Genomic DNA, 22,974 nt, shown 5'->3' with positions numbered 1-22,974 from the left:
GTATACGCAATACGAAGTGGTTTGCTGTAGCAAACCACTTAATCGTCAGTATAAAAAATCGACTCCATAATAATATGCAAACTGCAATCGACCCAACTACGGGCAAAAACGTCAAATCCTATAAGCTCATCAGCAACAAGAAGCTGAATAAGACCATCTTTGGTGCACAGGCCGCCTTTCAGGAATGGAGCCGCACCGACCTGGAGGAAAGGGCCCGCCTGCTCCGGGAGGCTGCCCGTATTTTGGGGGAAGAACAGGACGCCCTGGCGATGCTCATCACCCGCGAAATGGGCAAACTCCTCAAAGATGCTAAGGCAGAGGTAGAGAAATGCGCCTGGGTATGCCTCTACTACGCCCAAAACGCCGAGCGCTTTCTGAGGGACGAATACATCGCTACAGAAGCCTCCAAAAGCTATATCTCCTACCGCCCGCTGGGCGTGATCCTGGCGGTGATGCCCTGGAACTTCCCCTTCTGGCAGGTTTTCCGCTTTGCTGCGCCCAATCTTATGGCCGGCAATACCATCCTGCTCAAGCACGCCCCCAATGTGCCCGGCTGTGCCCTTGCTATTGCCGACATCATGGAGAAAGCCGGCTTCCCCAAGGGTGTTTTTTCCAGTCTGATTATTGACGAAAAGCGCGTTAAGAAGATCATCAAAAACCGCGTTGTCAGAGGGGTGACCCTCACCGGGAGCGTTGGTGCTGGCCGGGCGGTGGCTGGCATGGCAGGCAAAGCCCTCAAAAAGACCGTACTGGAACTGGGGGGCAGCGACCCCTACCTCATTCTCGATGATGCAGATGTCATCAAAGCGGCACAGGTCTGCACCAAAGGGCGGCTGCTCAACAACGGGCAAAGCTGTATTGGCGCCAAGCGCTTCATTGTGATGCGGCAGGTATACAATCAGTTTCTGGAAGCCTTCAAAGCACAGATGGAAGAAGCCGTTATGGGCGACCCTCTGGAAGCCGAAACCGCACTAGGGCCTCTGGCAAGGCAGGACCTCCGCGACCAACTTCACGCGCAGGTCAAAAAAAGCGTCAAAGGCGGTGCCAAACGGCTCATCGGCGGCAAAAAGCCCAAAGGCAAAGGCTTCTTCTACCCGCCCACCATCCTCACAGACGTAAAAAAGGGTACCCCGGCTTATCATGAAGAACTCTTCGGGCCGGTGGCTTCCGTCATTCAGGCCCGGGACGAAGAAGAGGCGATACTCATCGCTAACGACACTAGCTACGGGCTCGGCAGCGCGGTATTCACTCAAAATATAGAGAGAGGCGAACAGATAGCGCGCGAACATCTGCAGGCAGGGGCCTGTTTTGTAAATGAGATGGTCAAGTCAGACCCGCGATTACCCTTCGGTGGCATTAAAAACAGCGGGTACGGCAGAGAACTATCCCACTACGGTCTGAGGGAATTCACCAACCCCAAAACCGTCTACATCGAGTAATTAGAGCTAACAGGCTCAGGAACCAAAACACATTCAAGTCAATTATGGAAATTACGAAACAAGCGTTAGACATTCATCAGGATACCGCACGTGAACAGTTCCGCTTCGATATGAAGGGGGATGAAGATGTGTACATGCAGTACCACATCCACACTGATCCTAATCCGAATGTTCTGGAGATTAAAAAAACCTATGTCCCCGAAGTACTCAGCGGCGTAGACATCGAAGAAAAAATGGCCATGGAAGCCGTTCGCTTCGCTGAAAAAATGGGCTATAAAATTAAAACCACCTGTTCCTTTATGTCAGGATGGATGAACCGCCACCCTGAATTTGCCGGGATGCGGACCAAATAAACCATACCCTTATTAGCCAATCACCTGACCAACCCGGGCGCCTGAGTAAGGTAAGCCCGGTTTTTTCTTGCCCAACACCCATTTTCTGAGCGCCGAATCAAAAGATTTCCTAAATTGCGAGTGTTTTGATCCCCTCATGGCTTGCGTGGATGAGGGCTTTACCTATTTATTTGACGTAGCATTGGCAAAGACTCCGTTTTCGCGAAATCTCAAATCGCTAAGAAGAGCCCGCGGGCTCAGTCAGCAAAAGCTGGCACAGGAAGTAGGGTTGAAGCGAAGCAATATTGCTTCTTATGAAACGGGAACCGTAGAACCTAATGCGGCCAACTTCCTCAGAATTGCCTATTTCTTCGATGTTGCCCCCGCGCTTCTACTCGAATTGGAGCTTTCTGATCATCCTGTTCTCACCACCGACAACCATCAGCGACAAGAGGATATCCTCGAAATGCTTAGTCGTTTCTCCTCCAAAACCGATGATGCCGACAAAGTCGCGCAGGGCTTCCGAGAGTACCTGCTCCTCCATCCAAAACAGGAAAAAACCGGCAACCTCAAGGCTGTCCTGGATATCCTTGAGCGCATTGTGGCCATCAATAAACGTTTTATGGGGCATTAGCCTGCCAATAAGCCCTTATTTTCCTGATCCATTCTTTATCTTTGTAGGCTAAAATGAACTCAAAACCATGGTTTTAGACAACGACCGTTACGTCCTTAGCGGAGGCGTGGATCCGCTGCAGCTCATCGAGGAGTATGGCTGCCCGCTTTATGTGTATGACAGTGCCATTATTCAGCGGCAGTACAAACGCATGGAAAATGCCATGAAAGTCAAACGCCTACAGCTCAACTACGCCTGCAAAGCGTTGTCGAATATCAATATCCTGAAACTCTTCCGGAAAATGGGCTCCGGGCTGGACACCGTGTCCGTACAGGAAGTTTCCATAGGCATACGGGCAGGCTTTGACCCGCAGGACATCATCTTCACGCCCAACTGCGTCAGCCTGGAAGAAATTGAGGAAGCCGTGGAATACGGCGTAAAGATCAATATCGATAATACATCTATTCTGGAGCAATTTGGGCAGGCCTTTCCGGATACCCCCGTTTGCATCCGCATTAATCCCCACATCATGGCCGGGGCCAATGCCAAGACCTCAGTGGGGCATATCGACTCCAAGTTTGGCATCTCCTTTCACCAAATGCCGCTTGTGCACCGCATCGTAGAGGCTACCGGACTGAAGGTGGAAGGCGTCCACATGCACACCGGTTCTGACATCCTCGACCCGGAAGTCTTCCTGAGCGGGGCAGAAATCCTGCTGAATATCGCTAAGGAGTTCCCGGACCTCGACTACATCGATTTTGGCAGTGGCTTTAAAGTAGCCTACAAGCCAGGGGACGTGGAAACCGATATTGAGGAGTTGGGTAGCCGTATATCGGAGCGTTTCAATAAGTTTTGCGAAGAATACGGCAAGGACCTCAAGCTGATGTTTGAGCCCGGCAAATTCATGGTAAGCGAAGCCGGCTACTTCTTTGCGCAGGTGAATGTCATCAAGCAAACCACCTCCACCGTCTTTGCAGGCGTGGACTCCGGGCTGAACCACTTTATCCGGCCCATGTTCTACAACGCCTACCACAAAATTACCAATATCTCCCGCCCAAAAGGCAAGGCCCGCTTCTACACCGTAGTCGGCTACATTTGCGAAACCGATACTTTTGGCATAAACCGGCAAATGACGGAACTTCAGGAGGGCGATTTCATTTGTATGCATAATGCAGGTGCTTATTGTTTCTCAATGGCTTCCAACTACAACTCCCGCTACCGGCCCGCAGAGGTGCTCGTCCACGAAGGGCAGGCGTACCTGATCCGCAAGCGGGAAAACATGGAAGACCTGCTCCGCACACAAGTGGAAGCTCCGATTTTTGATGAGGTGCCTGCGGTAAAATAGAGTTTATTAATGTAGGTTTTGTATAGACCATGGATTAGGATTTTTTGCCAGATCAAAGAACGCCCGGAACCTCGTAGCCTTAGCTACGAAGGTGAGGACCTGCCTGCGTGTCGATACTTCGGCAGGCAGGCGTGATGCAGAGCTGGTAAAAAAGGCAATTCAGGGGCATACAAAATTTACTTTAATAAACTCTAATAAAACCGCATTTATGCCACAACGCATTGCTTTATTCCTATGGATTGCCCTGCTGTCGGCCCGCCCGGCAACCGGGCAGTCTTTTCCGGTACAGGACGCTGCCTGGCAGGGCTTCCGTAGCAATATTGCCGGGCTTGACACCTTTCGGCAAGTCGCCTGTGGAGACACCCTGATCGCCGGGCGTCACTACACGCCAATGCTCAGTATCAGCCCGGATAGTAATGACACCACCTATCTCGCTGCAGTCCGGTCAACCAGCGTGCGCAGCTTCTTTGTCCGCCCTGGGGAAACAGAAGAGCACCTGCTTTACGATTTCAGCCTGCAAGCCGGCGATGAAATCATGCTGGAGTACGTTGAATTCTCCGGCAGCACCCAGCTGAAAGTGGCTTCCGTCACTACCGTAGGCTCAGGTGGACAGCTCCGGACCGTAATCAACTTTGTGCCCACCAACGGGCTGCAGGAAACCTGGATTAGCGGCGTGGGCAGCCTCGCCGGGCCCCTCTACCGTGGGCTGCTCAACCCCAGCGAATACGCCGAGCTGCAGTGCTTCCGCCTGGCTGACACCCTTGCTTATTCCTCAGTAGACGATGTACAGTGCACCTTCAGCTTTGACTGCCCGGTTATAGTCAGTAAGACCATGGTAGAACCGCCGGGTCAGGTACAGGTCTTCCCTACCCTACCCTCCGATGGACGGGTTTGGATGGTCAATACCGGCAATCAGGTACTGTCCGCCACGCTTGTTTCCGCCCTCGGCCAGCCTATCCGGTCCTGGGTCGGGCTGAGCCCCGGCAGGCACGAACTGCAACTCCCCGATTTATCTTCGGGATTGTATGTACTGCACCTGCAGGAACCGAATAAAAATATATATTTGCAGCATTTCAAACTGATCATTCCCAGATAGTAAAATATGGAGCTTTCCACCCGCTATAACCCACAGGATACCGAAGCCAAATGGTACGACCACTGGCTATCCAAAAACTACTTCCACTCTGAGCCCGACGAGCGCGAGCCTTACAGTATCGTGATCCCGCCGCCCAACGTAACCGGCGTACTCCACATGGGGCACATGCTCAACAATACCATTCAGGACATCCTCATCCGCAAGGCCCGCCTGGAGGGCAAAAATGCCTGCTGGGTGCCCGGTATGGACCACGCCTCTATCGCAACGGAGGCCAAAGTGGTAAAAATGCTGCGTGAGCGGGGCATCAAAAAGTCCGACCTCAGCCGCGACGAGTTCATGAAGTACGCCTTTGAATGGAAAGACAAATACGGCGGTATCATCCTCGATCAGCTCAAAAAGCTGGGTGCTTCCTGCGACTGGGAACGTACCCGCTTTACAATGGAGGACAAGCTTTCTGAAGCCGTCCTCAAGGTATTCGTAGACCTCTACAACAAAGGCAAAGTCTACCGCGGGCTGCGCATGACCAACTGGGACCCGGAAGCGCAGACCGTGCTGTCCAACGAAGAGGTCATCTACAAAGACGAAAACTCCAAACTGCACTACCTCCGCTATAAGATCGAGGGTACGGAAGACGAGTACATCACGATTGCGACCGTACGCCCTGAGACCATCCTGGGCGATACCGCAATTGCCGTCAACCCGGACGATGAGCGCTTCACCCACCTCAAGGGCAAAAAAGCTATTGTCCCGTTGATCGGCCGCGCCATCCCGATTATTGAAGACCGCTATGTGGACATGGAGTTTGGTACAGGTGCCCTTAAGATCACCCCTGCCCACGACATGAACGATAACGAAATCGGCGAGCGCCACGGGCTGGAAGTCATCGACGTCCTGAATGCCGATGGCACCATGAGCGAAGCGGCGCAGCTTTACGTAGGCGAAGACCGCTTCAAAGCCCGCAAGCTGATCGTTAAAGACCTCAAAGCCGGCGGGCACCTGGTGAAGGACGAAGACTACCGCAACAAAGTCGGCCGTTCTGAGCGGACCGATGCCATCGTAGAGCCCCGCCTGACGCTGCAGTGGTTCCTCGAAATGAAGGACTTTGCCCAAACGGCGCTAAAGGCAGTGGAAACGGACGAAGTGAGCTTCTTCCCGGAGCACTTCTACAATATGTTCAACAGCTGGCTGAAGGAAGACAACATCCGCGACTGGTGCATCTCCCGTCAGCTGTGGTGGGGACAGCGCATCCCGGCCTGGTACTATGAGGACAAGATTTTCGTGGCCGAAACAGCTGCCGAAGCCCTGGACAAAGCCCGGACAGAACTGGGCAAACCGGACCTGCAACTGGATGACTTGCATCAGGACGAAGACGTGCTGGACACCTGGTTCTCCTCCCAGCTCTGGCCGATTTCCGTCTTTGATGGCTTCGAGACCAATGAAGAGCTGAATTACTACTACCCGACCAATGTGCTGGTGACGGGCTGGGACATCATTTTCTTCTGGGTAGCCCGGATGATTATGATGGGATACGAGTATGCCCCGGGGCTGCTCGGCGAAGCCGCCAAAAAGGAAAAAGGCATTCAGCCCTTCAACGATGTCTACTTCACCGGCATGGTCCGCGATAAAGACCGCCGCAAGATGAGCAAGTCGCTCGGCAACTCACCGGATGCCCTGCAGCTCATCGAGAACTACGGTGCGGATGGCGTACGCTTTGCGATGCTCTCCAGTGCAGCAGCCGGCAACGATATTGTATTCGATGCCCCTTTCGATCCGGAAACGAAGGAGGTCCTGAACGAAAGCAAGCTCTGCGAGCAGGGCCGCAACTTCTGCAATAAAATGTGGAATGCCCTCCGCCTCATGAAGGGATGGGAGGTCAAAGCCGGCGAAGGCGATGCCATCAACCGCCTTGCCGTACAGTGGATGGAACAGCGGCTGAACGAGACCATCGAAAAGCTGGGGCAGCAGTACGAGCAGTACCGCCTTTCAGACGCCCTCATGATGCTGTACAAACTCATCTGGGACGACTTTTGCAGCTGGTATTTGGAGATGATCAAGCCCGACTATGGCGCGCCGATTGATGCCGAAACCCTGGAGGCTTCCCTCAGCATTTACGAGCGGCTAATGACCCTGCTGCACCCGTTCATGCCCTTCATCACCGAAGAAATCTGGCACAACCTGCGGGAGCGGGCTGACGGGGATGACTGTGTGATGAGCAAGTACCCAACCGCTGAAGCTTACGATCAGGCGCTGATCGACCGCATCGAGCAGGCCAAAAATATCGTAGCCAGTGTACGGGAGACCCGCAACAGCAAAGGCGTGAAGATGAAAGATGAGCTCGCCCTTTTCGTTCAGGACGAAGCCAACAGCCGCGCGTTGTTCGAACTTACCGGGCTGCGCGAGATGATCATCAAGATGGCGAACCTGTCCGGGCTGGACTTCACCAGCGAAGAAGTCCCCAACAGCGTGTCCTTCCTGTCCGGCAAGACCCAGTTTTTCCTGGAGCTCAATCAGGAAATTGACACGGAAGCCGAGTGCAAAAAACTTAAAGAAGACCTGGAATACCAAAAGGGTTTCGTAGCCAGCGTGGAGAAAAAGCTGAGCAACGAGCGCTTCGTCAATAATGCCCCCGCACCGGTAGTGGAGCGCGAGCGCATGAAACTGGCTGACGGCCAGGCCAAGGTCAAAAACCTGGAAGAGCAACTGGCCAGCATGGGCTGCCAGTAAGGCATATTAAAGCATATTAAGCAGGGCTGTTTCCGGTAACAGGGAGCAGCCCTTTCTTTTTTGCCGAACAAAATCGAGGCATCAGACGGTTTAATTAATAAAACCTACCATGAGCTGGTCCCTAAAGATTGCCCGCCTCTTCGGCATCAATGTCTACATCCACTGGACATTCCTCATTCTGCTGGGGTGGATTTTCCTGTCGAGCCTGGGCTCCGGGCAAAACATGCAGGAAGCCCTGCTGGGCGTGGCCTTTATCCTCACCCTCTTCGCCTGCGTGGTGCTGCACGAGTACGGGCACGCCCTGACCGCCCGCCGCTTCGGCGTCCCCACCCGCCGCATTACCCTTTTGCCAATTGGCGGGGTGGCAAGTTTGGAGAAAATGCCGGAGAAGCCCCGCGAAGAATTGCTCGTAGCCATCGCCGGGCCCGCTGTAAATGTCGTGATTGCCCTTCTGCTCTTTATCCTGATGCAAGTGGCAGGCATCACCTTCCCCACCGAACAACTGGAAGACCCCAGTCAGATCAGCCTGGGCAATGCCTTCATCCCCAACCTGCTGGCCGTCAACATCATCCTGGTGCTCTTCAACCTCATCCCGGCCTTCCCCATGGATGGCGGACGGGTACTGCGGGCACTGCTGTCGATGAAGTACAACCGGGCCAAAGCCACCGCCATAGCTGCTCAGATCGGGCAATTTCTGGCCATTGGCTTCGTCTTCCTGGGCTTTATGTACGACTTCTGGCTGATCTTTATCGGGCTGTTCATCTTTCTGGGCGCCAGCGGAGAATCGCGTTACGAAACCACCCGCCACCTCCTCACCGACCTCAAGGTCTCAGACGTACTCATGCACCAATTCACCGAAATGGATGCCTGGTCGCCCATCAGCGAAGCCATCGACACCCTGCTGGACGGACAGGAAAAGGACTTCATCGTCACCGAGCAGGGCGACCTCATCGGCACCATCTCCCGGGATGACATCCTGCGCGGGCTACAGGAAATGGGCCCGGCAGAACGCATCAAACGCATCGTCAATACCGATTGGGTCAGGCTCGCGCCGGACATGGAACTCAATGAAGCTTACGACCTGATGAACCAGCGCAACCTGAGCATCTGCCCCGTCTACAGCCCCGAAGGCGACCTCCTCGGCGTGCTGAATACCGAGAATATTCTTGAGGCGATTATGATTGAGCGAGCGCGTGGTGGGCAGGGGTAGTAAGTAAATTAGGAATGAGACCCTAAAGACTTACGGTGCGCTTAACGCTACTATGCAAAAAACGTTCGAGGTCCTTTTTTTGTGTGTTTCCTGCCGATCAGCGGAATCAGGCATAGCCAGAGAGCTTTAGCTGAAGCTGATGAAATCAAGAAGAGAAATAGAGCGGTTTTTAATTGCTGCATAGTAGTATTTGGCAAGCCTGGCTGAAGCAAAAAATCAGCACTTGAAATGCGCAATAGTAGCATGTTTTACTCGGCAAGCAAGGTTTCACCTCTTATTTAGCACCATATTTTTATATTTTGTACAACAATTACAAAGAAATAAATCTTTGAAAAGATTTGACCTTTTGGTGCTTCTTCTTTAAATTTGTATTGCTATTATTTTGATTTAAATTATCTTAAAAGCATTAAAACACGCATAAGCTATATACAAAAATGAAGAAACCCCTTCATCAAATCGCTCAAATCACAACCGGCATCTACCAAAAAGAAGGCTCTGGCGGGGAGCTTTACTACCTGCAAGCTAAGCACTTCGACGAGCACGGCAGATTTAGGCAAGAAGCCCCTTTAACCAAAAGCCTTGAATTAGATAAGCGCCTTGAAAAGCATTTGCTGATTGAAGGGGATATACTGCTTGTTGCAAAAGGAATAGCGAATAGAGCTTGTCTTTACAAGGAGCAAATCGGCCAAGCTGTGGCCTCATCCACCTTTTTTGTAATCCGCTTGAAAGAGCAGAGCCTAATGCCAGACTATTTGCTATGGCTGTTGAATACTCAACGCTATCAGAAGCTCCTGCAAAGTCTATCTAAGGGAACACAAGTACAGTCTTTATCCAAGAAAGCACTTTCGTCAGTTCAAATACCGATACCCTCTATGGAGGAGCAGCAGGAAATTATCAAGGTAGCGGAGCAATGGCTAATAGAACAATGCTTCATGGACAATCTTAAAAAATCAAAAGACAGGTATTACGAGCATTTATTGCTTTTTTTAGCCAATGGAAAAAACAGAAAAAATGCATAAAACGACTAAAGAAGATGTATTCAATGTCGTATGGAAAGCCTGCGACACCTTCCGGGGCGTGATTGACCCTTCGCAGTACAAAGACTATGTACTGACTATGCTATTCATCAAGTACGTGGGCGATGTCTGGCTGGACCGGTGGCAAGCTTATTTAGAGCGCTATAAAGGCGATGAGGCGCGGGCAGACTGGGCCATGCAAAAAGAGCGTTTCATTGTACCTCCACATGCCCGCTTCAGCTATCTCTATGAGCATCGCAATGAGCCCAACATCGGTGAGCTAATCAATCAGGCATTAGAGGCACTGGAAGAGGCCAACCCACAAAAGCTATCTGGTGAAGACGGTGCCGGCGTATTCCGAAACATTGATTTCAACTCCAGCAATCTGGGGGATGTCAAAGACAAAAATACCCGCCTGAAAAACCTGCTGATCGACTTTAGCGACAAGCGACTTGACCTCCGCCCATCTGCATTGGACGGGCAGGATATTATCGGGGATGCCTATGAGTACCTGATTGGCTTCTTTGCTTCTGATGCGGGGAAAAAAGCGGGGGAATTCTACACGCCCAGCCAGGTTTCTACCCTGATCGCCAAACTGACGAAATCCGCGCCGGGGGCACGCATATGCGACCCTACCTGCGGCTCGGGCTCTTTGCTCATCAAAGCTGGTAAAGAGGTAGGCTCGGACAACTTCGCGCTGTACGGGCAGGAGGCCAACGGCAGCACCTGGGCACTGGCGGTTATGAATATGTTCCTGCACGGCATGGACAATGCCACGATACGCTGGGGAGATACCATCCGCAATCCTAAGCTCAAGGAAGGGGATGCGTTGATGAAATTCGATACCGTGGTCGCCAATCCGCCTTTTAGCCTTGATAAATGGGGAAAAGAAGTCGCTGATAACGACACCTACAACCGCTTCTGGCGGGGCGCACCTTCCAAGAGCAAAGGCGACTGGGCGTTTATCTCCCACATGATCGAAACTGCCTATGAGGGCCGGGGCAAAGTAGGCGTGGTGGTGCCCCACGGCGTGCTGTTCCGGGGAAGCTCAGAAGGGGTGATCCGGCAAAAAACCATTGAAGAAAACCTGCTTGAGGCGGTAATTGGACTGCCTGCGAATTTGTTTTTTGGCACCGGTATTCCTGCCGCTATTCTCATTTTCAACAAAGGCAAGGGTGACAACCGCGATGTACTCTTCATAGACGCGAGCCAGCGCTTCGAACAGGGCAAAAACCAAAATGTGCTGCGCGAAAAAGACATGGAGCACATCGTCAGCCTGCATGCTCAGTTTGAGCAGGGGCAACTGCAGCCGGGCACGGTGGAAGACAAATTTGCCTACGTTGCCACCTTTGAGGAGGTCAAAGAGAACGAGTTCAACCTCAATATCCCACGCTACGTGGATACCTTCGAGGAAGAGCCGGAAGTAGACCTGGACGCGGTAGCGCAGCGCATCGAGGGGCTGGAAAGGGAGCTGTCGCAGGTACAGGAGCAGATGGCGGCTTACTTGAAAGAGCTCGGCTTAAAACACTAATGCCATGCAGGAATCAGACATCATTCTTTACCGGACACCGGACGGAGCGGTGAAAGTGGAAATCCGCTTTGAGGACGAAACCTTTTGGCTGACGCAAAAGAAGCTGGCTGAGCTGTTCGGCGTGGAGGTGCAGACCATCAACTACCACCTGAAGGAAATCTTCAAAAGCGGGGAATTGCGGGAAGAAGCAACTATTCGAAAAATTCGAATAGTTCAAACGGAAGGCAACCGAGAGGTCAGCCGAATGGTCGACTTCTACAACCTCGATGCCATTATCGCTGTCGGCTACCGGGTCAACAGCTATCAGGCTACGCAATTCCGGATTTGGGCTACCAAGGTGCTGCGGGAGTACCTCATCAGGGGGTTTGTGATGGATGACGAGCGGCTCAAACAGGGCAAGCGGTTCGACAAAGACTACTTTGACGAGCTGTTGGAGCGCATCCGGAAAATCCGCGCTTCAGAGCGGCGCTTCTACCAGAAAATCACCGACCTGTACGCTGAGGCCAGCATCGACTACGACCCCAAAGCCCCGATTACGCAGCAGTTTTACAAAACGGTGCAAAATAAGCTCCACTGGGCGATCACCGGGCTGACTGCCGCTGAAATCATCGCCAAACGGGTAGATGCTTCCAAGCCCAATATGGGGCTGACGAGCTGGAAGCACGCCCCGGCGGGCAAAATCCTGAAGTCCGATACCCACATTGCCAAAAACTACCTGAACGAGGAAGAGCTACAGGGGCTGGAACGCATCGTCACTATGTACCTTGACTATGCCGAAAACCAAGCCAAGCGGCAAATCCCGATGAAAATGGCCGACTGGGTGAAAAAGCTGGACGCTTTCCTGCAATTCAATGAATACGATGTCCTGCAGAATGCGGGCAAGGTATCTGCCAAAATTGCACGTGAACTGGCGGATAAAGCCTACGAGATTTTTCGGCAACAAGAGGATGAGCGGCTGGAGTCGGATTTTGATGAAACGATCAAATCCCTGCAAAAAGGGAAGGATGATGAATGAAAAAATTACCGCTTTAGTAAAATTCTGCTTTGGGGAAGAAACGTTGCGGTTGACGCAAAAACGCCTCTGTGAGACCGTTCGTGCGATTGCGTCTCTTTTAAAAAAATGTCCAAACAAGCTGGACATTATGACCTTTTGTACGTATATTTATAGCAACAGTACTCGCCACGCTTCCCGTCAGATCAGCGTACCAGGGCGAGTCTTCTATTTTATTGGACTACTATACTGCCATAGGTTCATTGCAAAAAGGAAAGGCTTCCCGGTTGGAAAGCCTAATGGTAACTTAGGCAGGAGGATCTTAGTGCCGCTCTCACGAGTCAATCTCACCAAGCCTACCTGCCTTTTTGTCTTAGGTAAGCATTTTACCTTCTGTGAAGGTAATTTATTTAACAGTAAGATTCAATGAATTTAAAGATTTTAACTATCAACCAATGAAGCCCAGTGAGCAGTATTTTGTTCAGCGCATGTTGGAGTTGCTCCATAGAGAGACCGTAGATACTCATCGCATTTAATCACCAATTTGATTTCCTAGCCTAGACCAACTATGACTAACCATTACGATAACATACCCTCTTCCAGTACTCAACCCGGCTACAAAAAAACCAAACTCGGATGGCTGCCGGTGGAGTGGGAGGTGAACGAATTGGCAAATATCAGTACCATTCAAAAGGGTATTGCAAAAGGAAGAAAAATTAAGCCAGGTACGAAGACATCTTTGGTGCCTTATATGAGAGTTGCAAATGTACAAGACGGATATTTGGATTTAGAAGTTGTAAAGGAAATTGAAGTCCCTACGGACGAAGTACCCAAGTATCTTCTTCGCAAGGGAGATATATTACTCACAGAAGGAGGCGATGCTGACAAATTAGGTCGAGGTACCATATGGATGAATGAAATTGAAAACTGCATACATCAAAATCACATATTTGCTGTAAGGACAAACAAGGAAAAGCTTTTACCAAATATTCTTGCCGAGTTTACGAGAAGCTGGCAAGGGAGAAAGTACTTTATGCTCTCGTCAAAACAGAGTACTAATCTGGCTAGTATAAACTCAACTCAGCTGAAGAAGCTTCCTGTCCCACTCCCCCCCCTACCCGAGCAACAAAAAATAGCCACCATCCTCTCCACCTGGGACCGCGCCATCGCCCTCACCCGGCAGCTCCTGCAGGAAAAAGAAGCACAGAAAAAAGGGCTGATGCAGCGGCTGCTGACGGGGAAGGTGCGGGTGAAGGGGTTTGAGGGGGAATGGGATGCCTTAGAGCTAGGGCAACTGTTTTCTTTGAGTAGTGGAAAAACCAAACCCAATAATACCCGGTCAAGCTCAACTAAAAATATAAACAAACCTGTTTATGGCGGTAATGGAATTATGGGATATACAGATAAATCATTGCTTTCAGGAGGCAAGATTTTAATCGGTCGTGTAGGAGAGTATTGTGGTTGTGTTCATGTAGCTAATGGTGATTATTGGGTAACCGACAATTGTCTTTTTACCAAGGAGTTTTATCATAGTACGTCTATCAATTTCCTTGCTTACTTTCTGGATTTCAAGCAACTGAAAAGGTTCAGAAATAAGGGTGGGCAACCACTTATTTCTCAAAAAAGCATATTGAAGTTGAAGTTTCCTATACCCCAGATAAAAGAACAGACCGCCATAGCCGCCATCCTCACTCAGGCCGACGAGGAAATCCGCCTGCTGCGGGAGAAGGAGCGGGCTTTACAGACGCAAAAGAAAGGGCTGATGCAGCGGCTGCTGACGGGGAAGGTGCGCGTAAATCCATAGAATATGCACTTCATGTATGTAGACGAAAGTGGGGACCCGGGATTGCATAAGTATGGGTCGCCTTACTATATTCTTTCCGGTCTTGTATTTCCAAAAATGACCCAATGGGAATAGTCCGGAAATAAAGATGCCCCGGTTGAAGAACCGGGGACTTTTCGCGGCTCGATAAGGCCATGCGGCCAAACCCAGTCGACTTAATTCTTTATCAGTTGCGTTATCATAAATACCCACAACTGCACTTAAGAAAATTACTTTTCAGCGATCTGCAGTCGTATTTGTGCAGTGAACATAATGTAAATGTACGTACATTTTGTGTTTATGTCAACTTGGACAATAAGTGGGGATGCGCTATGTTAGGATATTCTGACTTCTAAATCAATACTCATTAAGTCTGAAACACCAGAGAAAACTAGAAATACTCTTATGGTCAATTCCTCATTCAGCTACACCAACCGACAGAAAAAGACCTATTACGTGCGTGCTGTTCCCACCAAAACCGGAAAAGTACGGTATTACCTGACGCAGGACTCCGAGGCGGAAGACTTGATCACGGAAGTGCCGGAGGACTACGAGGTCGTGGAATACCCCTACGATGGCAAGGTGGTGATTCGGAAAAGAGTGCCCGTACACACTACGAACGAAGAACAGGCTATAGTCCGGAGTGCTATGGAAGCTTACTCCCCGGTCAAAGACTTTATCATCACAGCGGAGCGGGGCGGTATTGCCATCAGCATTTCGCAGTTCAGCAATTATTTTGATCAGTTGTACCTCTCGGCTGAAGAAGCCCGAGAGCAATTTGGTGACCGTGTACATCTTTGGAAAAAATACGATTGGACAATGACCTTTGAACTGCTGGACAAAAAGACCCGGAATTTTCAGGTTATCCGGCGTGCTTTTGTGGCACAGGATGCCGTAGCCATTGACGAAGGTGCAGACCTCAAAGCCCTGGCTAAGCAGTACTGCTATCATGTGGGGCGGGAATCGCTGTTGAAGTTCTGGACACCTGGGGAAGACTGGTGAAACAGAAACTAAAGTCTGGTTATCCATGTTGAATTTTGAAAATAGTAAGCTATGATATTAGATAAACCACTGACCAACCTCCAACTTGAGCTGCTCAAGCTATACAGCATGGAGTTGAATGAGGAGCAGCTCAAAGACGTGCGACGCCTTCTGGCCAATTATTTTGCCAAACAGGCCAGTGATGAAATGGACCGCCTTTGGGATGAACACGGCTGGAACGAAGAAACGATGGAGACCTGGCTGGCTGAAGAAGCAAATTAAACTTCATTGTAACGGACAACCGCCACTTCCGTATACTTAAAAACATAACCTTTCCCAACATGCGCGTGCTCAGCACCCGCCAATTTCTGGAGCGACTAACGAACAATTAATGGAATTCAGAATTCCCAACATCACATGGCTAAAAGAAAAACCCTCAACCGCGCACTATTGATCGTCACACCAAAGCAGCCCTTCTACGATTGGGTTGACGAGGTGTTTGCTGGCCGTGAGGTAGATGTCATGGACGAATGCTGGACCGGCCTCATAGATCAAGACTGGGAAATAAAGGAGGTGGAGCGCTTTTTGAAAGCCAACTACGCAATGATCTTTGAAGACTTGCTGGAAGGGATGTGCTCTTTTCCCGAGTTTTGGCCGGAGCATCGCTCCTGGATATTGTTCAATCAGTGGTTCGACTGGCACTATAGCTCTATGGTTTGGGATTTTCTCCCGGACAAGCGTATCCGGCGGGAGGCTTATTAAGTATGGGGGTTGTGCCAGCACTGAAATAATTCTTTATATTGGAGCAAACGTAAGGGTATGATTCAGGAAATCCACATCAAGGACTTTAAAAGTTACCAATCAGCAAGGCTCAAGCTATCGCCCCTGACGATGCTCATCGGAGCCAACGCGTCCGGTAAAAGCAACGCACTGGAAGCGATCCGTTTCTTGAACTGGCTGGCGCAGGGGCAGAAGCTGTCAGCTTTGCAGTACAAGGTCAATGAAAACGATCAGGTGGTAAGGGGCAAAATAGAGGACCTGCCTCGTGCAGGCCTGCAGCGCTTTGCCCTTGGAGGGAGCATATCAGGACGGGAGTATAATCAGCTGGAAGTATCCTTTGAAGTCCGGGAGGGCGGAGAGCTGCATATTGATGGAGAAAAGGTCTTCGCAGGCGAAAGCCGCCCCAAACCTTACCCGTTGTACCAAATCAAGAAGCCAAGCGCAGGCCGGCAGACTGCTATAGAAATAGAATACAACAACTTTGCCCGTGGCGGTAAGAAGCCGCTGTTAAGCGGTACCGATCAAACGGCCGTTTTCCTGCAATTGATGAACGCTTCCCGCTTTGCAGAGGGGCATAAGAAGTCCGGCCAAATTATCCCATCCACAGCCAAAGCTTTTGAAAAGCACCTGCTGAATATTGTTTTTCTGGACCCAGTGCCTTCAAGGATGAGAGGCTACAGCTTTGAAAGCGACTACACCCTGCTTGGCGATGGCAGTAATCTGTCAAGTACGCTTCACTATTTGCTCAAATCAGAGAATCCTAACCGGGCTGCTAATAAGCAAGCTTTACTAGATTTTATAGCAAGTGTGCCGGAGCAAGCCATTACTGATATCGACTTCATTCATACCCCCAGGAAGGAGGTGATGCTGCAATTGACAGAGTCGTTTGGAGGTGTAAACCGTTCTTGTGAAGCAGCACTACTATCTGACGGCACCTTGCGGATACTGGCTTTCGGAGCTATCCTGCTTTCTGCGAAGGAAGGCAGTACCGTAATTGTGGAAGAGGTCGATAACGGTGTTCACCCCAGCCGTGCTCACAAATTACTGGCTACGATGCATGAGTTGGCCAAAGAGCGGCAGCTGACGCTGCTATTGAGCAGCCATAACCCCGCACTGCTTGATGCCTTGCCGGACGATGCCGTGCCTAAGGTGGTATTCTGCTATCGAAATCCGGAAACGGGCTACAGCGAACTTGTGGCGATGGAAGACATTCCCTATTACCCTGAGCTAATTGCACAGGGCTCACTCGGCGAGCTATTGACCAGAGGGTTAGTCGACCGCTTCGTCAAGCAACAGGATAGCAGCAGCGACCGGAAAAAGAAAGCATTGGATTGGCTGGAAAGCATAGCACTGTAATACTTAAGAGTATGCGCACCCCATCGTTTCAAGAAGACCACATCTCCCAAATCCCCGCCCTGCGCTTTCTGCAAAGTCTGGGTTACACCTACCTCAGTCCAGAAGAAGCCCTAGCAGCGCGTAACGGCAAAACGGGCAATGTGCTGCTGGAAAGTATCCTGCGGGCGCAGTTGCAGCGCATCAACCGCATACAGTACAAAGGCGAAGCTTATCTCTACACGGATGCCAACATCCAAACCGGTGTAAACGCCCTCAAAGAGGTCCCTTTGCAGGAAGGACTGATCACTGCCAACCAATCGGTTTATGAATTGCTCACCCTGGGCAAGTCGCTGGAGCAGACCATAGAGGGCGACAAAAAAAGCCATACGCTGCAATACATTGACTGGAAAGACTGGAGCCGCAATACCTTTCACGTTACCGAAGAATACAAAGTGCAGCGGGCGGGCAGCCACGAGCACTACGTACCTGACATCGTGCTGTTTGTCAACGGCATTCCGCTGGTGGTCATAGAGTGCAAGCGGCCGGATATGAAGGAGCCGCTGCCGCAGGCCATTTCCCAGCACTTGCGCAATCAGCGGGAAGACGGCATCCGTTTGTTGTATGCTTATTCGCAATTACTTTTGTCTTTGGCTACCCATGCTGCCGCCTACGCCACCACAGCCACCCGGGAAAAGTTCTGGTCAAAGTGGAAAGAACAATCCGGGCAGCCGGGCCAATTAGAGCAGGAACTGGCTTCCGCCAAAAACGCCCCACTCGACCCGGAGCAGGAGCAGAAAATATTGCAAAGCCGCAGCAGCTACACCCGGCATATGGTGCAAAACCTGCTGGCTGAGTCACAGTTGCCCACTGAGCAAGATCATTACCTGTACTGTCTGTGCCGCCCGGAACGCCTGCTGGACCTGGTCTTCAACTTCATCGTATTTGACGCGGGCATCAAAAAGGTTGCCCGTTATCAGCAATATTTTGCCATCAAGAAAACCATGCAGCGGATTGCGGTACTGCAACAGGGCAAGCGCACTGGGGGCGTGGTCTGGCACACCCAAGGCAGCGGCAAGTCGCTTACGATGGTCATGCTGGCTCAGGCGATTGCGCTGGACAACAACATCCGCAACCCCAAAATCGTCATCGTCACCGACCGGGTCGACCTTGACGACCAAATCTATGGTACTTTCAACAAATGCCAGATTCCGGTTTTGCAAGCCAGAACGGGCAAGCACCTGGTGGAATTGCTGGGTAGCAAAAGTGATGCCGTCATCACGACCATTATCAACAAATTTGAGACAGCCGTCAATCAGGTCAAACAGCCTTTTACCTCCCCGGATATTTTTGTGCTGGTCGACGAAGGGCACCGTTCGCAGCACGGCATTTTCAATATCAGCATGGAAAAAGCGCTGCCCAATGCCTGTTTTGTAGCTTTCACCGGTACGCCTTTGCGCAAAAAGGAGAAAAATACAGCAAAAAAATTCGGTGGGCTGATCGACAAATACACCGTAGACCAGGCAGTGGAAGATGAAGCTGTAGTACCGCTGCTTTACGAAGGCCGCCACGCCCTGCAGGAAGTCAATGAGCGCCCTTTGGATGCCTATTTCACGAAAGTGTCTGAACCCCTCACAAAGTATCAGCGGGCAGATTTGAAAAAGAAATTCAGCCGGGCCGATCAGCTCAATGTAGCCGAGCAGAAAATCTATACCATCGCCTGGGACATCAGCGAGCACTACCTTGATGTCAGTGACGGCACAGACTGGAAAGGGCAATTGGTTTGCCAAAGCAAAGCTGCCGCTATACAGTACAAAAAGTACCTGGATGAAATCGGCAAAGTCAGCGCGGAGGTACTCATTTCCCCTCCCGATATGCGCGAAGGGGAAGAAAGCGCGTTTGAGGAATCGAATGACACGGTCAAGCGGTTTTGGAGCGCCAAAATGGACGAATTCGGCGGCAGCCCCCGGCAGTACGAAAAGCAACTAATCAACCGCTACAAATACGATGACGAACCGGAAATCATTATAGTGGTCGATAAGTTGCTCACCGGCTTCGACGCGCCTAGAAATGCCATTTTGTACATCACCCGCAGCTTGCGCGAGCATACTTTACTGCAAGCTATCGCGCGGGTCAACCGTGTCCACCCTGGCAAGGATTATGGCTATATCATTGACTACTACGGAGTGCTCAAAGAACTGGATGAAGCCCTGCGCACCTACTCGAGTTATCAGGATTTTGATGCGGAAGATCTGGCCTTCACTATGATCAATGTTCTGGAGGAAGCACAAAAGCTGCCGCAGGCCCATTCCGAACTTTGGGATTTATTCAAAACGGTAGACAATCGCTACGATGAGCCAGCTTATGAAGAGGTGTTGAGAGATGAGGCCCGGCGCGCGCAGTTTTACGACAAGCTCAGCCAATTTGCCCGCCTCCTGAAAATGGCACTGTCCAGCGTGGAATGGCATACCCAAACCCCGGAAAAAGAGGTCAACCGTTATAAATTCGATCTGGGCTTTTTCTCCAAGCTCCGCGCTTCGGTGCGGCAGCGGTTTGCCGATACCATCGACTTCAAATCCTACGAGCAGCAGATTCAGAAACTGATCGACAAGCACGTCACTTCGCATGAGGTCAAGCCCATCACCGAACTCGTCAATATCTTTGACAAAGATGAGTTTGAAGAAGAGGTAGAAAAGATCGTGGGCAAAGCCGCCAAGGCAGACACCATCGCCCACCGCACCGCTAAGCACATCAACGAGCGCATGGATGAAGACCCAGTGTTTTACAAGCGCTTCTCCGAGCTGCTCAAAGAAACCATCAAAGCGTATGAGGAGCGCCGGATTTCAGAGGCAGAATACCTGAAGCGCTCGCAGGAAATCGAAGAGGCCGTCCTTAATCGTACCGGGGATGATATTCCGGCCCCTTTGCAGGGCAGGGAAGTGGCGCAGGCCTTCTACGGCATCGCCTTTGAGTCCATCAAAGAAAAGATGGAAGCCCCTGAAGTGGCCCGTTCTGTGGCAGTGGATGCCGGGCTGGGCATTGACAATTTGGTACAATCCATCGTACTTGACAATGGTATGCCCAAAGTAGACTGGAAAAACAAGACTAATCTGATCGGGCAGTTGGAAATTGCCATTGGCGACTTCCTGATGGACCAAATCCGGGACAAACACGGGCTGAAGCTTACCTTTGGAGAAATCGACGATATTGCAGCCAAAAGTATTGAAGTGGCAAAATTGAGGTATCAGTAATGAGCATAGAGCAAGGCGAACACTGCATAGCATTCGGGTCGGAAACCATAGCGTTTTCGTTGACTTATCAGGAGCGGAAGACGCTGGGGATCACCGTGCATCCTGACCGTTCGGTCAGCGTTAAAGCGCCAACTGGTGCGGAATGGGAAAAAATCGAGTCCAAAATCCGCAAGCGTGCACCCTGGATTCTGAAACAGCAAAGCTACTTTTTGTCCTTTGAGCCCCGGACGCCGCCGCGCCGGTACGTCAGCGGAGAAAGCCATCTATACCTTGGGAGGCAGTATCGGTTGAAGGTGTACGAGCGCCCCGGGGAAGCCTCGGTCAAATTGAAACGCGGCTTTCTGGAAGTGTTCACCCCGGATAAAAACGATACGGAACGCCTGGTAAAGGCTTGGTACAAAAAGCGGGCGGAAATCCAATTTCCTGCAATTGCCGAAAAATGGGTACAGCGATTCGAGAAATATAAAGTATCGCCGACCTCGACGGTTATCAAATGGATGGACAAGCGCTGGGGCAGTTGTACCCCCGCCGGGAAAATCATCCTCAATGTGGAGTTGGTCAAAGCCCCTAAAGGCTGCATTTCGTATGTGGTCCTGCATGAATTGTGCCATCTGCTACACCCAAATCACAGCGCTGCTTTCTACGAATTGCAGACCAGGGAAATGCCGGATTGGCGGCGGTGGAAGGAGCGGCTGGAGGGGGTACTGGCTTAAGCATTAGTAGTCACGACTTGATCAGCTGCAGTTTTTTATTTTTTCTATTTCGACTTTGTCAAACCTGTCTTTGTAAATGCAAAGGATGTCTTCAATTTCAGCAGGTGTTAATTCATCAGTTTGAAATGGATCTGGCAAATTTACTTTTCTTATGCACTTATCGCGCAATTTCATTCCCAATAATTTTTCCGCGCCCTTTTTTTGTAATGGTTGATGATGTTTTTTAACTTTTGTGTTGTCATGTTAAAATGTGGTTGACGTCAGTAAAGCTAGCCTACTATTACCCCGTTTTTCCCCCGCCAATCCCCCTCTTCAAAAACCGCAATAACCAAAGTACCGGCAGCGTAAAACTCATACTCATCCTCCTCATCCAACCCCTCCTCCGTAATCGTAAACAGCGCCGCATTTCCATCCGGGCGCAGCCATTCCATCCGGGCCTGCACCGGTGCCCAGCCACCGAACCATTCGCCGTTGGAGAGGGCTTTGACGTAGAGGGTAGTGTTTTGTCCGATTTCCATATTACTTAAAGTTATGAGGGGCAACTTGCCAGATGATGCAATCTACGAAGTCAACTACAATCCAATTACCTTTGGAGTCGAAAATTTTGGTGTAGCGGGTGCTCTTTTCTGGGTGGATCAATATCTCCCGCCGTCCGCTTTTTAGCATGTCTTTGATCTTTTGGATAGTGAAACCGCGTTTACGGAACTGTTTGCGCCAAGCGGATAGCTTCTTGTAGGGGAGGAGCTGCAGCCGCAGACAGGGATCGTCGCCATCTGGATCGGGATGGTCGAATCCTTGCTCATACGCTGCCTCTAAGGCCAACAGTTCATCGGTGCTGAGTTCGATGGCGACTTCTGGAGGTGGGGTAGTGGGGAGGTAGAATATTGGCAGATACAGCAGCAGGAGTGATATAATTATCAGCAATAGGTACATCCAAGGCAGAGCAGGTCGTGCCGGGATAGCATTAGGTTTCATGGATTGGCGTTTTGGTGAGCTACAAATATAGGCAGAAAATCCAAAATGATACTTATAGTCCGTAGACTTATAATCTACTTTTGGTCAATATGCCTTCTAAAACGCCATATGCCCTACGACAAAGACGAGCAATCCTACCTCTCCCAACTAGGCGCCCGCATCCGCAAGCTGCGCAAGGCAAAGCAGCTTTCCCAAGAAGCCCTCGCCTTCGAAGCCGATCTCGACCGTACCTACGTCAGCTCCGTGGAGCGGGGTGAGCGGAACATCGCCGTACTGAACTTGGCGAAGCTGGCGCGGGCTTTGGGGGTGGAGGTATCAACTTTGCTCCAGGAAGAGTAGTCTTGTATAGTGGTCTTACAATGGCTTGTCCTGAAAATGGGAGATGTCATTAATGGGCAACTATTCGAGTAATTCGAATAGTTGAAAAGAAGAATGCTTAGTGGGCTACTCAATTTCAGTGTTTCGAACTTTTCGAACCACTGAAAGTAAAACGTAGTAAACTTGCTACTGTTTTCGATAAGTAATTGAGCCTGGTAAATTGGGGGCTGAAAAAGTAGCGCCAAAGCTTAACATAAGCCTGTATCGTCCTCTTGCTTTACAGTGAGCTTAATGGAAAACTATTTTCAACAGTCTGCTGAAAGTCGGTAAGGAAACCGCTATACCGACGAAGAAGTGGTTTCGGACCAAAAATGACTTCGTGTCGGCATAAACTCATGCGTCGGGTTTGTGCCTGACGCCCAAACCTCTCCGTTCCGAGTTTAACCAAAACAAACACACTAAAATAAAAAATGCCCGCAACTGCACTAAGAAGGATACCCTTCAA

At 50.6% G+C, this 22,974-nt stretch carries 23 protein-coding genes; 20 read left to right on the top strand and 3 right to left on the bottom strand.

Features of this window, described 5'->3' with window-relative positions:
- Positions 1 to 74: 74 nt before the first annotated feature.
- The 7 genes from IX84_RS16765 to IX84_RS16735 all read left to right on the top strand — a co-directional run bounded on the left by IX84_RS16765 (position 75) and on the right by IX84_RS16735 (position 8,759).
- On the top strand, positions 75 to 1,439 hold the full coding sequence (locus IX84_RS16765; RefSeq protein WP_044223379.1) for an NAD-dependent succinate-semialdehyde dehydrogenase: 1,365 nt from the start codon (positions 75 to 77) through the stop codon (positions 1,437 to 1,439).
- Between the two features lie 44 nt (positions 1,440 to 1,483).
- On the top strand, positions 1,484 to 1,792 hold the full coding sequence (locus IX84_RS31145) for a GNAT family N-acetyltransferase (RefSeq protein ID WP_052516096.1): 309 nt from the start codon (positions 1,484 to 1,486) through the stop codon (positions 1,790 to 1,792).
- Positions 1,793 to 1,859: 67 nt separating this feature from the next.
- Positions 1,860 to 2,405 (top strand): helix-turn-helix domain-containing protein, encoded by a 546-nt coding sequence (locus IX84_RS31140; RefSeq protein WP_152605108.1) that lies wholly within the window; start codon positions 1,860 to 1,862, stop codon positions 2,403 to 2,405.
- A gap of 67 nt (positions 2,406 to 2,472) precedes the next feature.
- A complete protein-coding gene (gene lysA / locus IX84_RS16750) occupies positions 2,473 to 3,729 on the top strand; it encodes a diaminopimelate decarboxylase (RefSeq protein WP_044223377.1) in 1,257 nt (418 codons plus the stop codon).
- A gap of 208 nt (positions 3,730 to 3,937) precedes the next feature.
- Complete coding sequence (locus tag IX84_RS16745; RefSeq protein ID WP_044223375.1) at positions 3,938 to 4,825, top strand: T9SS type A sorting domain-containing protein; 888 nt, start codon at positions 3,938 to 3,940, stop codon at positions 4,823 to 4,825.
- A 6-nt stretch (positions 4,826 to 4,831) separates the two neighbouring features.
- On the top strand, positions 4,832 to 7,549 hold the full coding sequence (locus IX84_RS16740) for a valine--tRNA ligase (RefSeq protein ID WP_044223373.1): 2,718 nt from the start codon (positions 4,832 to 4,834) through the stop codon (positions 7,547 to 7,549).
- A 109-nt stretch (positions 7,550 to 7,658) separates the two neighbouring features.
- A complete protein-coding gene (locus tag IX84_RS16735; RefSeq protein ID WP_044223371.1) occupies positions 7,659 to 8,759 on the top strand; it encodes a site-2 protease family protein in 1,101 nt (366 codons plus the stop codon).
- A gap of 50 nt (positions 8,760 to 8,809) precedes the next feature.
- Here the strand turns inward: IX84_RS16735 and IX84_RS32990 are convergent, their stop codons facing one another.
- Positions 8,810 to 9,004, bottom strand: coding sequence for a hypothetical protein (locus IX84_RS32990; RefSeq protein ID WP_152605107.1), 195 nt, complete (start codon positions 9,002 to 9,004; stop codon positions 8,810 to 8,812).
- Between the two features lie 189 nt (positions 9,005 to 9,193).
- Here IX84_RS32990 and IX84_RS16730 point away from each other — a divergent pair, with 189 nt between their 5' ends.
- The 12 genes from IX84_RS16730 (at position 9,194) to IX84_RS16680 (ending at position 21,176) form a co-directional block, all read left to right on the top strand.
- Positions 9,194 to 9,778: a restriction endonuclease subunit S gene (locus IX84_RS16730; protein ID WP_052516092.1), complete on the top strand. Its 585-nt coding sequence runs from the start codon at positions 9,194 to 9,196 to the stop codon at positions 9,776 to 9,778.
- Positions 9,771 to 11,306: a type I restriction-modification system subunit M gene (locus IX84_RS16725; protein WP_238578299.1), complete on the top strand. Its 1,536-nt coding sequence runs from the start codon at positions 9,771 to 9,773 to the stop codon at positions 11,304 to 11,306. Before IX84_RS16730 ends, IX84_RS16725 begins: the two co-directional genes overlap by 8 nt.
- 4 nt (positions 11,307 to 11,310) lie before the next feature.
- Positions 11,311 to 12,321 (top strand): virulence RhuM family protein, encoded by a 1,011-nt coding sequence (locus IX84_RS16720; RefSeq protein WP_044223367.1) that lies wholly within the window; start codon positions 11,311 to 11,313, stop codon positions 12,319 to 12,321.
- Positions 12,311 to 12,727, top strand: coding sequence for a hypothetical protein (locus IX84_RS16715; RefSeq protein ID WP_044223365.1), 417 nt, complete (start codon positions 12,311 to 12,313; stop codon positions 12,725 to 12,727). Before IX84_RS16720 ends, IX84_RS16715 begins: the two co-directional genes overlap by 11 nt.
- A gap of 138 nt (positions 12,728 to 12,865) precedes the next feature.
- A complete protein-coding gene (locus IX84_RS31135) occupies positions 12,866 to 14,101 on the top strand; it encodes a restriction endonuclease subunit S (protein ID WP_052516091.1) in 1,236 nt (411 codons plus the stop codon).
- 3 nt (positions 14,102 to 14,104) lie between these two features.
- Positions 14,105 to 14,215: a DUF3800 domain-containing protein gene (locus IX84_RS34625; RefSeq protein WP_152605106.1), complete on the top strand. Its 111-nt coding sequence runs from the start codon at positions 14,105 to 14,107 to the stop codon at positions 14,213 to 14,215.
- A gap of 309 nt (positions 14,216 to 14,524) precedes the next feature.
- Positions 14,525 to 15,121 carry a hypothetical protein gene (locus tag IX84_RS16705; RefSeq protein ID WP_044223363.1) on the top strand — a complete coding sequence of 199 codons (597 nt, stop codon included), beginning with the start codon at positions 14,525 to 14,527 and terminating at the stop codon, positions 15,119 to 15,121.
- 51 nt (positions 15,122 to 15,172) lie between these two features.
- Entirely contained in the window at positions 15,173 to 15,382 is a 210-nt protein-coding gene (locus IX84_RS16700; RefSeq protein WP_044223360.1) for a hypothetical protein, read from the top strand.
- 135 nt (positions 15,383 to 15,517) lie between these two features.
- The gene (locus tag IX84_RS16695) at positions 15,518 to 15,862 is read left to right on the top strand and encodes a hypothetical protein (RefSeq protein ID WP_044223357.1); all 345 of its coding nucleotides are present in this window, start codon (positions 15,518 to 15,520) and stop codon (positions 15,860 to 15,862) included.
- Between the two features lie 57 nt (positions 15,863 to 15,919).
- Complete coding sequence (locus IX84_RS16690; RefSeq protein WP_044223354.1) at positions 15,920 to 17,236, top strand: AAA family ATPase; 1,317 nt, start codon at positions 15,920 to 15,922, stop codon at positions 17,234 to 17,236.
- 11 nt (positions 17,237 to 17,247) lie between these two features.
- On the top strand, positions 17,248 to 20,463 hold the full coding sequence (locus tag IX84_RS16685; RefSeq protein ID WP_044223353.1) for a type I restriction endonuclease subunit R: 3,216 nt from the start codon (positions 17,248 to 17,250) through the stop codon (positions 20,461 to 20,463).
- Entirely contained in the window at positions 20,463 to 21,176 is a 714-nt protein-coding gene (locus tag IX84_RS16680) for a M48 family metallopeptidase (protein ID WP_044223351.1), read from the top strand. Before IX84_RS16685 ends, IX84_RS16680 begins: the two co-directional genes overlap by 1 nt.
- A 269-nt stretch (positions 21,177 to 21,445) precedes the next feature.
- On the opposite strand, the gene IX84_RS16675 is transcribed toward IX84_RS16680, so the two are convergent.
- Positions 21,446 to 21,694, bottom strand: coding sequence for a hypothetical protein (locus IX84_RS16675; protein ID WP_044223349.1), 249 nt, complete (start codon positions 21,692 to 21,694; stop codon positions 21,446 to 21,448).
- A 1-nt stretch (position 21,695) separates the two neighbouring features.
- Positions 21,696 to 22,151 (bottom strand): hypothetical protein, encoded by a 456-nt coding sequence (locus IX84_RS16670; RefSeq protein WP_044223347.1) that lies wholly within the window; start codon positions 22,149 to 22,151, stop codon positions 21,696 to 21,698.
- Between the two features lie 45 nt (positions 22,152 to 22,196).
- Between IX84_RS16670 and IX84_RS16665 the strand changes: the two genes are divergently transcribed.
- Positions 22,197 to 22,490, top strand: coding sequence for a helix-turn-helix domain-containing protein (locus tag IX84_RS16665; protein ID WP_238578298.1), 294 nt, complete (start codon positions 22,197 to 22,199; stop codon positions 22,488 to 22,490).
- The last annotated feature ends 484 nt before the right edge of the window (positions 22,491 to 22,974 follow it).

This window comes from Phaeodactylibacter xiamenensis (assembly GCF_000759025.1).
In the GTDB taxonomy this organism is placed as follows: domain Bacteria; phylum Bacteroidota; class Bacteroidia; order Chitinophagales; family Saprospiraceae; genus Phaeodactylibacter; species Phaeodactylibacter xiamenensis.
This window is presented reverse-complemented; position numbering and strand designations above follow the sequence as displayed.

Excerpts from the sequence above, each read along its gene's own strand:
- IX84_RS16765 (WP_044223379.1), top strand. The coding sequence starts at position 75 with ATGCAAACTGCAATCGACCCAACTACGGGCAAAAACGTCAAATCCTAT.
- IX84_RS31135 (WP_052516091.1), top strand. The coding sequence starts at position 12,866 with ATGACTAACCATTACGATAACATACCCTCTTCCAGTACTCAACCCGGC.
- IX84_RS16685 (WP_044223353.1), top strand. The coding sequence starts at position 17,248 with ATGCGCACCCCATCGTTTCAAGAAGACCACATCTCCCAAATCCCCGCC.
- IX84_RS16675 (WP_044223349.1), bottom strand. The coding sequence starts at position 21,694 with ATGGAAATCGGACAAAACACTACCCTCTACGTCAAAGCCCTCTCCAAC.
- IX84_RS16705 (WP_044223363.1), top strand. The coding sequence starts at position 14,525 with ATGGTCAATTCCTCATTCAGCTACACCAACCGACAGAAAAAGACCTAT.
- IX84_RS16695 (WP_044223357.1), top strand. The coding sequence starts at position 15,518 with ATGGCTAAAAGAAAAACCCTCAACCGCGCACTATTGATCGTCACACCA.
- IX84_RS31145 (WP_052516096.1), top strand. The coding sequence starts at position 1,484 with ATGGAAATTACGAAACAAGCGTTAGACATTCATCAGGATACCGCACGT.
- IX84_RS16735 (WP_044223371.1), top strand. The coding sequence starts at position 7,659 with ATGAGCTGGTCCCTAAAGATTGCCCGCCTCTTCGGCATCAATGTCTAC.
- IX84_RS16725 (WP_238578299.1), top strand. The coding sequence starts at position 9,771 with ATGCATAAAACGACTAAAGAAGATGTATTCAATGTCGTATGGAAAGCC.
- IX84_RS16665 (WP_238578298.1), top strand. The coding sequence starts at position 22,197 with ATGATACTTATAGTCCGTAGACTTATAATCTACTTTTGGTCAATATGC.
- IX84_RS34625 (WP_152605106.1), top strand. The coding sequence starts at position 14,105 with ATGCACTTCATGTATGTAGACGAAAGTGGGGACCCGGGATTGCATAAG.
- IX84_RS16670 (WP_044223347.1), bottom strand. The coding sequence starts at position 22,151 with ATGAAACCTAATGCTATCCCGGCACGACCTGCTCTGCCTTGGATGTAC.
- IX84_RS16690 (WP_044223354.1), top strand. The coding sequence starts at position 15,920 with ATGATTCAGGAAATCCACATCAAGGACTTTAAAAGTTACCAATCAGCA.
- IX84_RS16715 (WP_044223365.1), top strand. The coding sequence starts at position 12,311 with ATGATGAATGAAAAAATTACCGCTTTAGTAAAATTCTGCTTTGGGGAA.
- IX84_RS16700 (WP_044223360.1), top strand. The coding sequence starts at position 15,173 with ATGATATTAGATAAACCACTGACCAACCTCCAACTTGAGCTGCTCAAG.
- IX84_RS16740 (WP_044223373.1), top strand. The coding sequence starts at position 4,832 with ATGGAGCTTTCCACCCGCTATAACCCACAGGATACCGAAGCCAAATGG.
- IX84_RS16745 (WP_044223375.1), top strand. The coding sequence starts at position 3,938 with ATGCCACAACGCATTGCTTTATTCCTATGGATTGCCCTGCTGTCGGCC.
- IX84_RS16720 (WP_044223367.1), top strand. The coding sequence starts at position 11,311 with ATGCAGGAATCAGACATCATTCTTTACCGGACACCGGACGGAGCGGTG.
- lysA (WP_044223377.1), top strand. The coding sequence starts at position 2,473 with ATGGTTTTAGACAACGACCGTTACGTCCTTAGCGGAGGCGTGGATCCG.
- IX84_RS32990 (WP_152605107.1), bottom strand. The coding sequence starts at position 9,004 with ATGCTACTATTGCGCATTTCAAGTGCTGATTTTTTGCTTCAGCCAGGC.
- IX84_RS16680 (WP_044223351.1), top strand. The coding sequence starts at position 20,463 with ATGAGCATAGAGCAAGGCGAACACTGCATAGCATTCGGGTCGGAAACC.
- IX84_RS16730 (WP_052516092.1), top strand. The coding sequence starts at position 9,194 with ATGAAGAAACCCCTTCATCAAATCGCTCAAATCACAACCGGCATCTAC.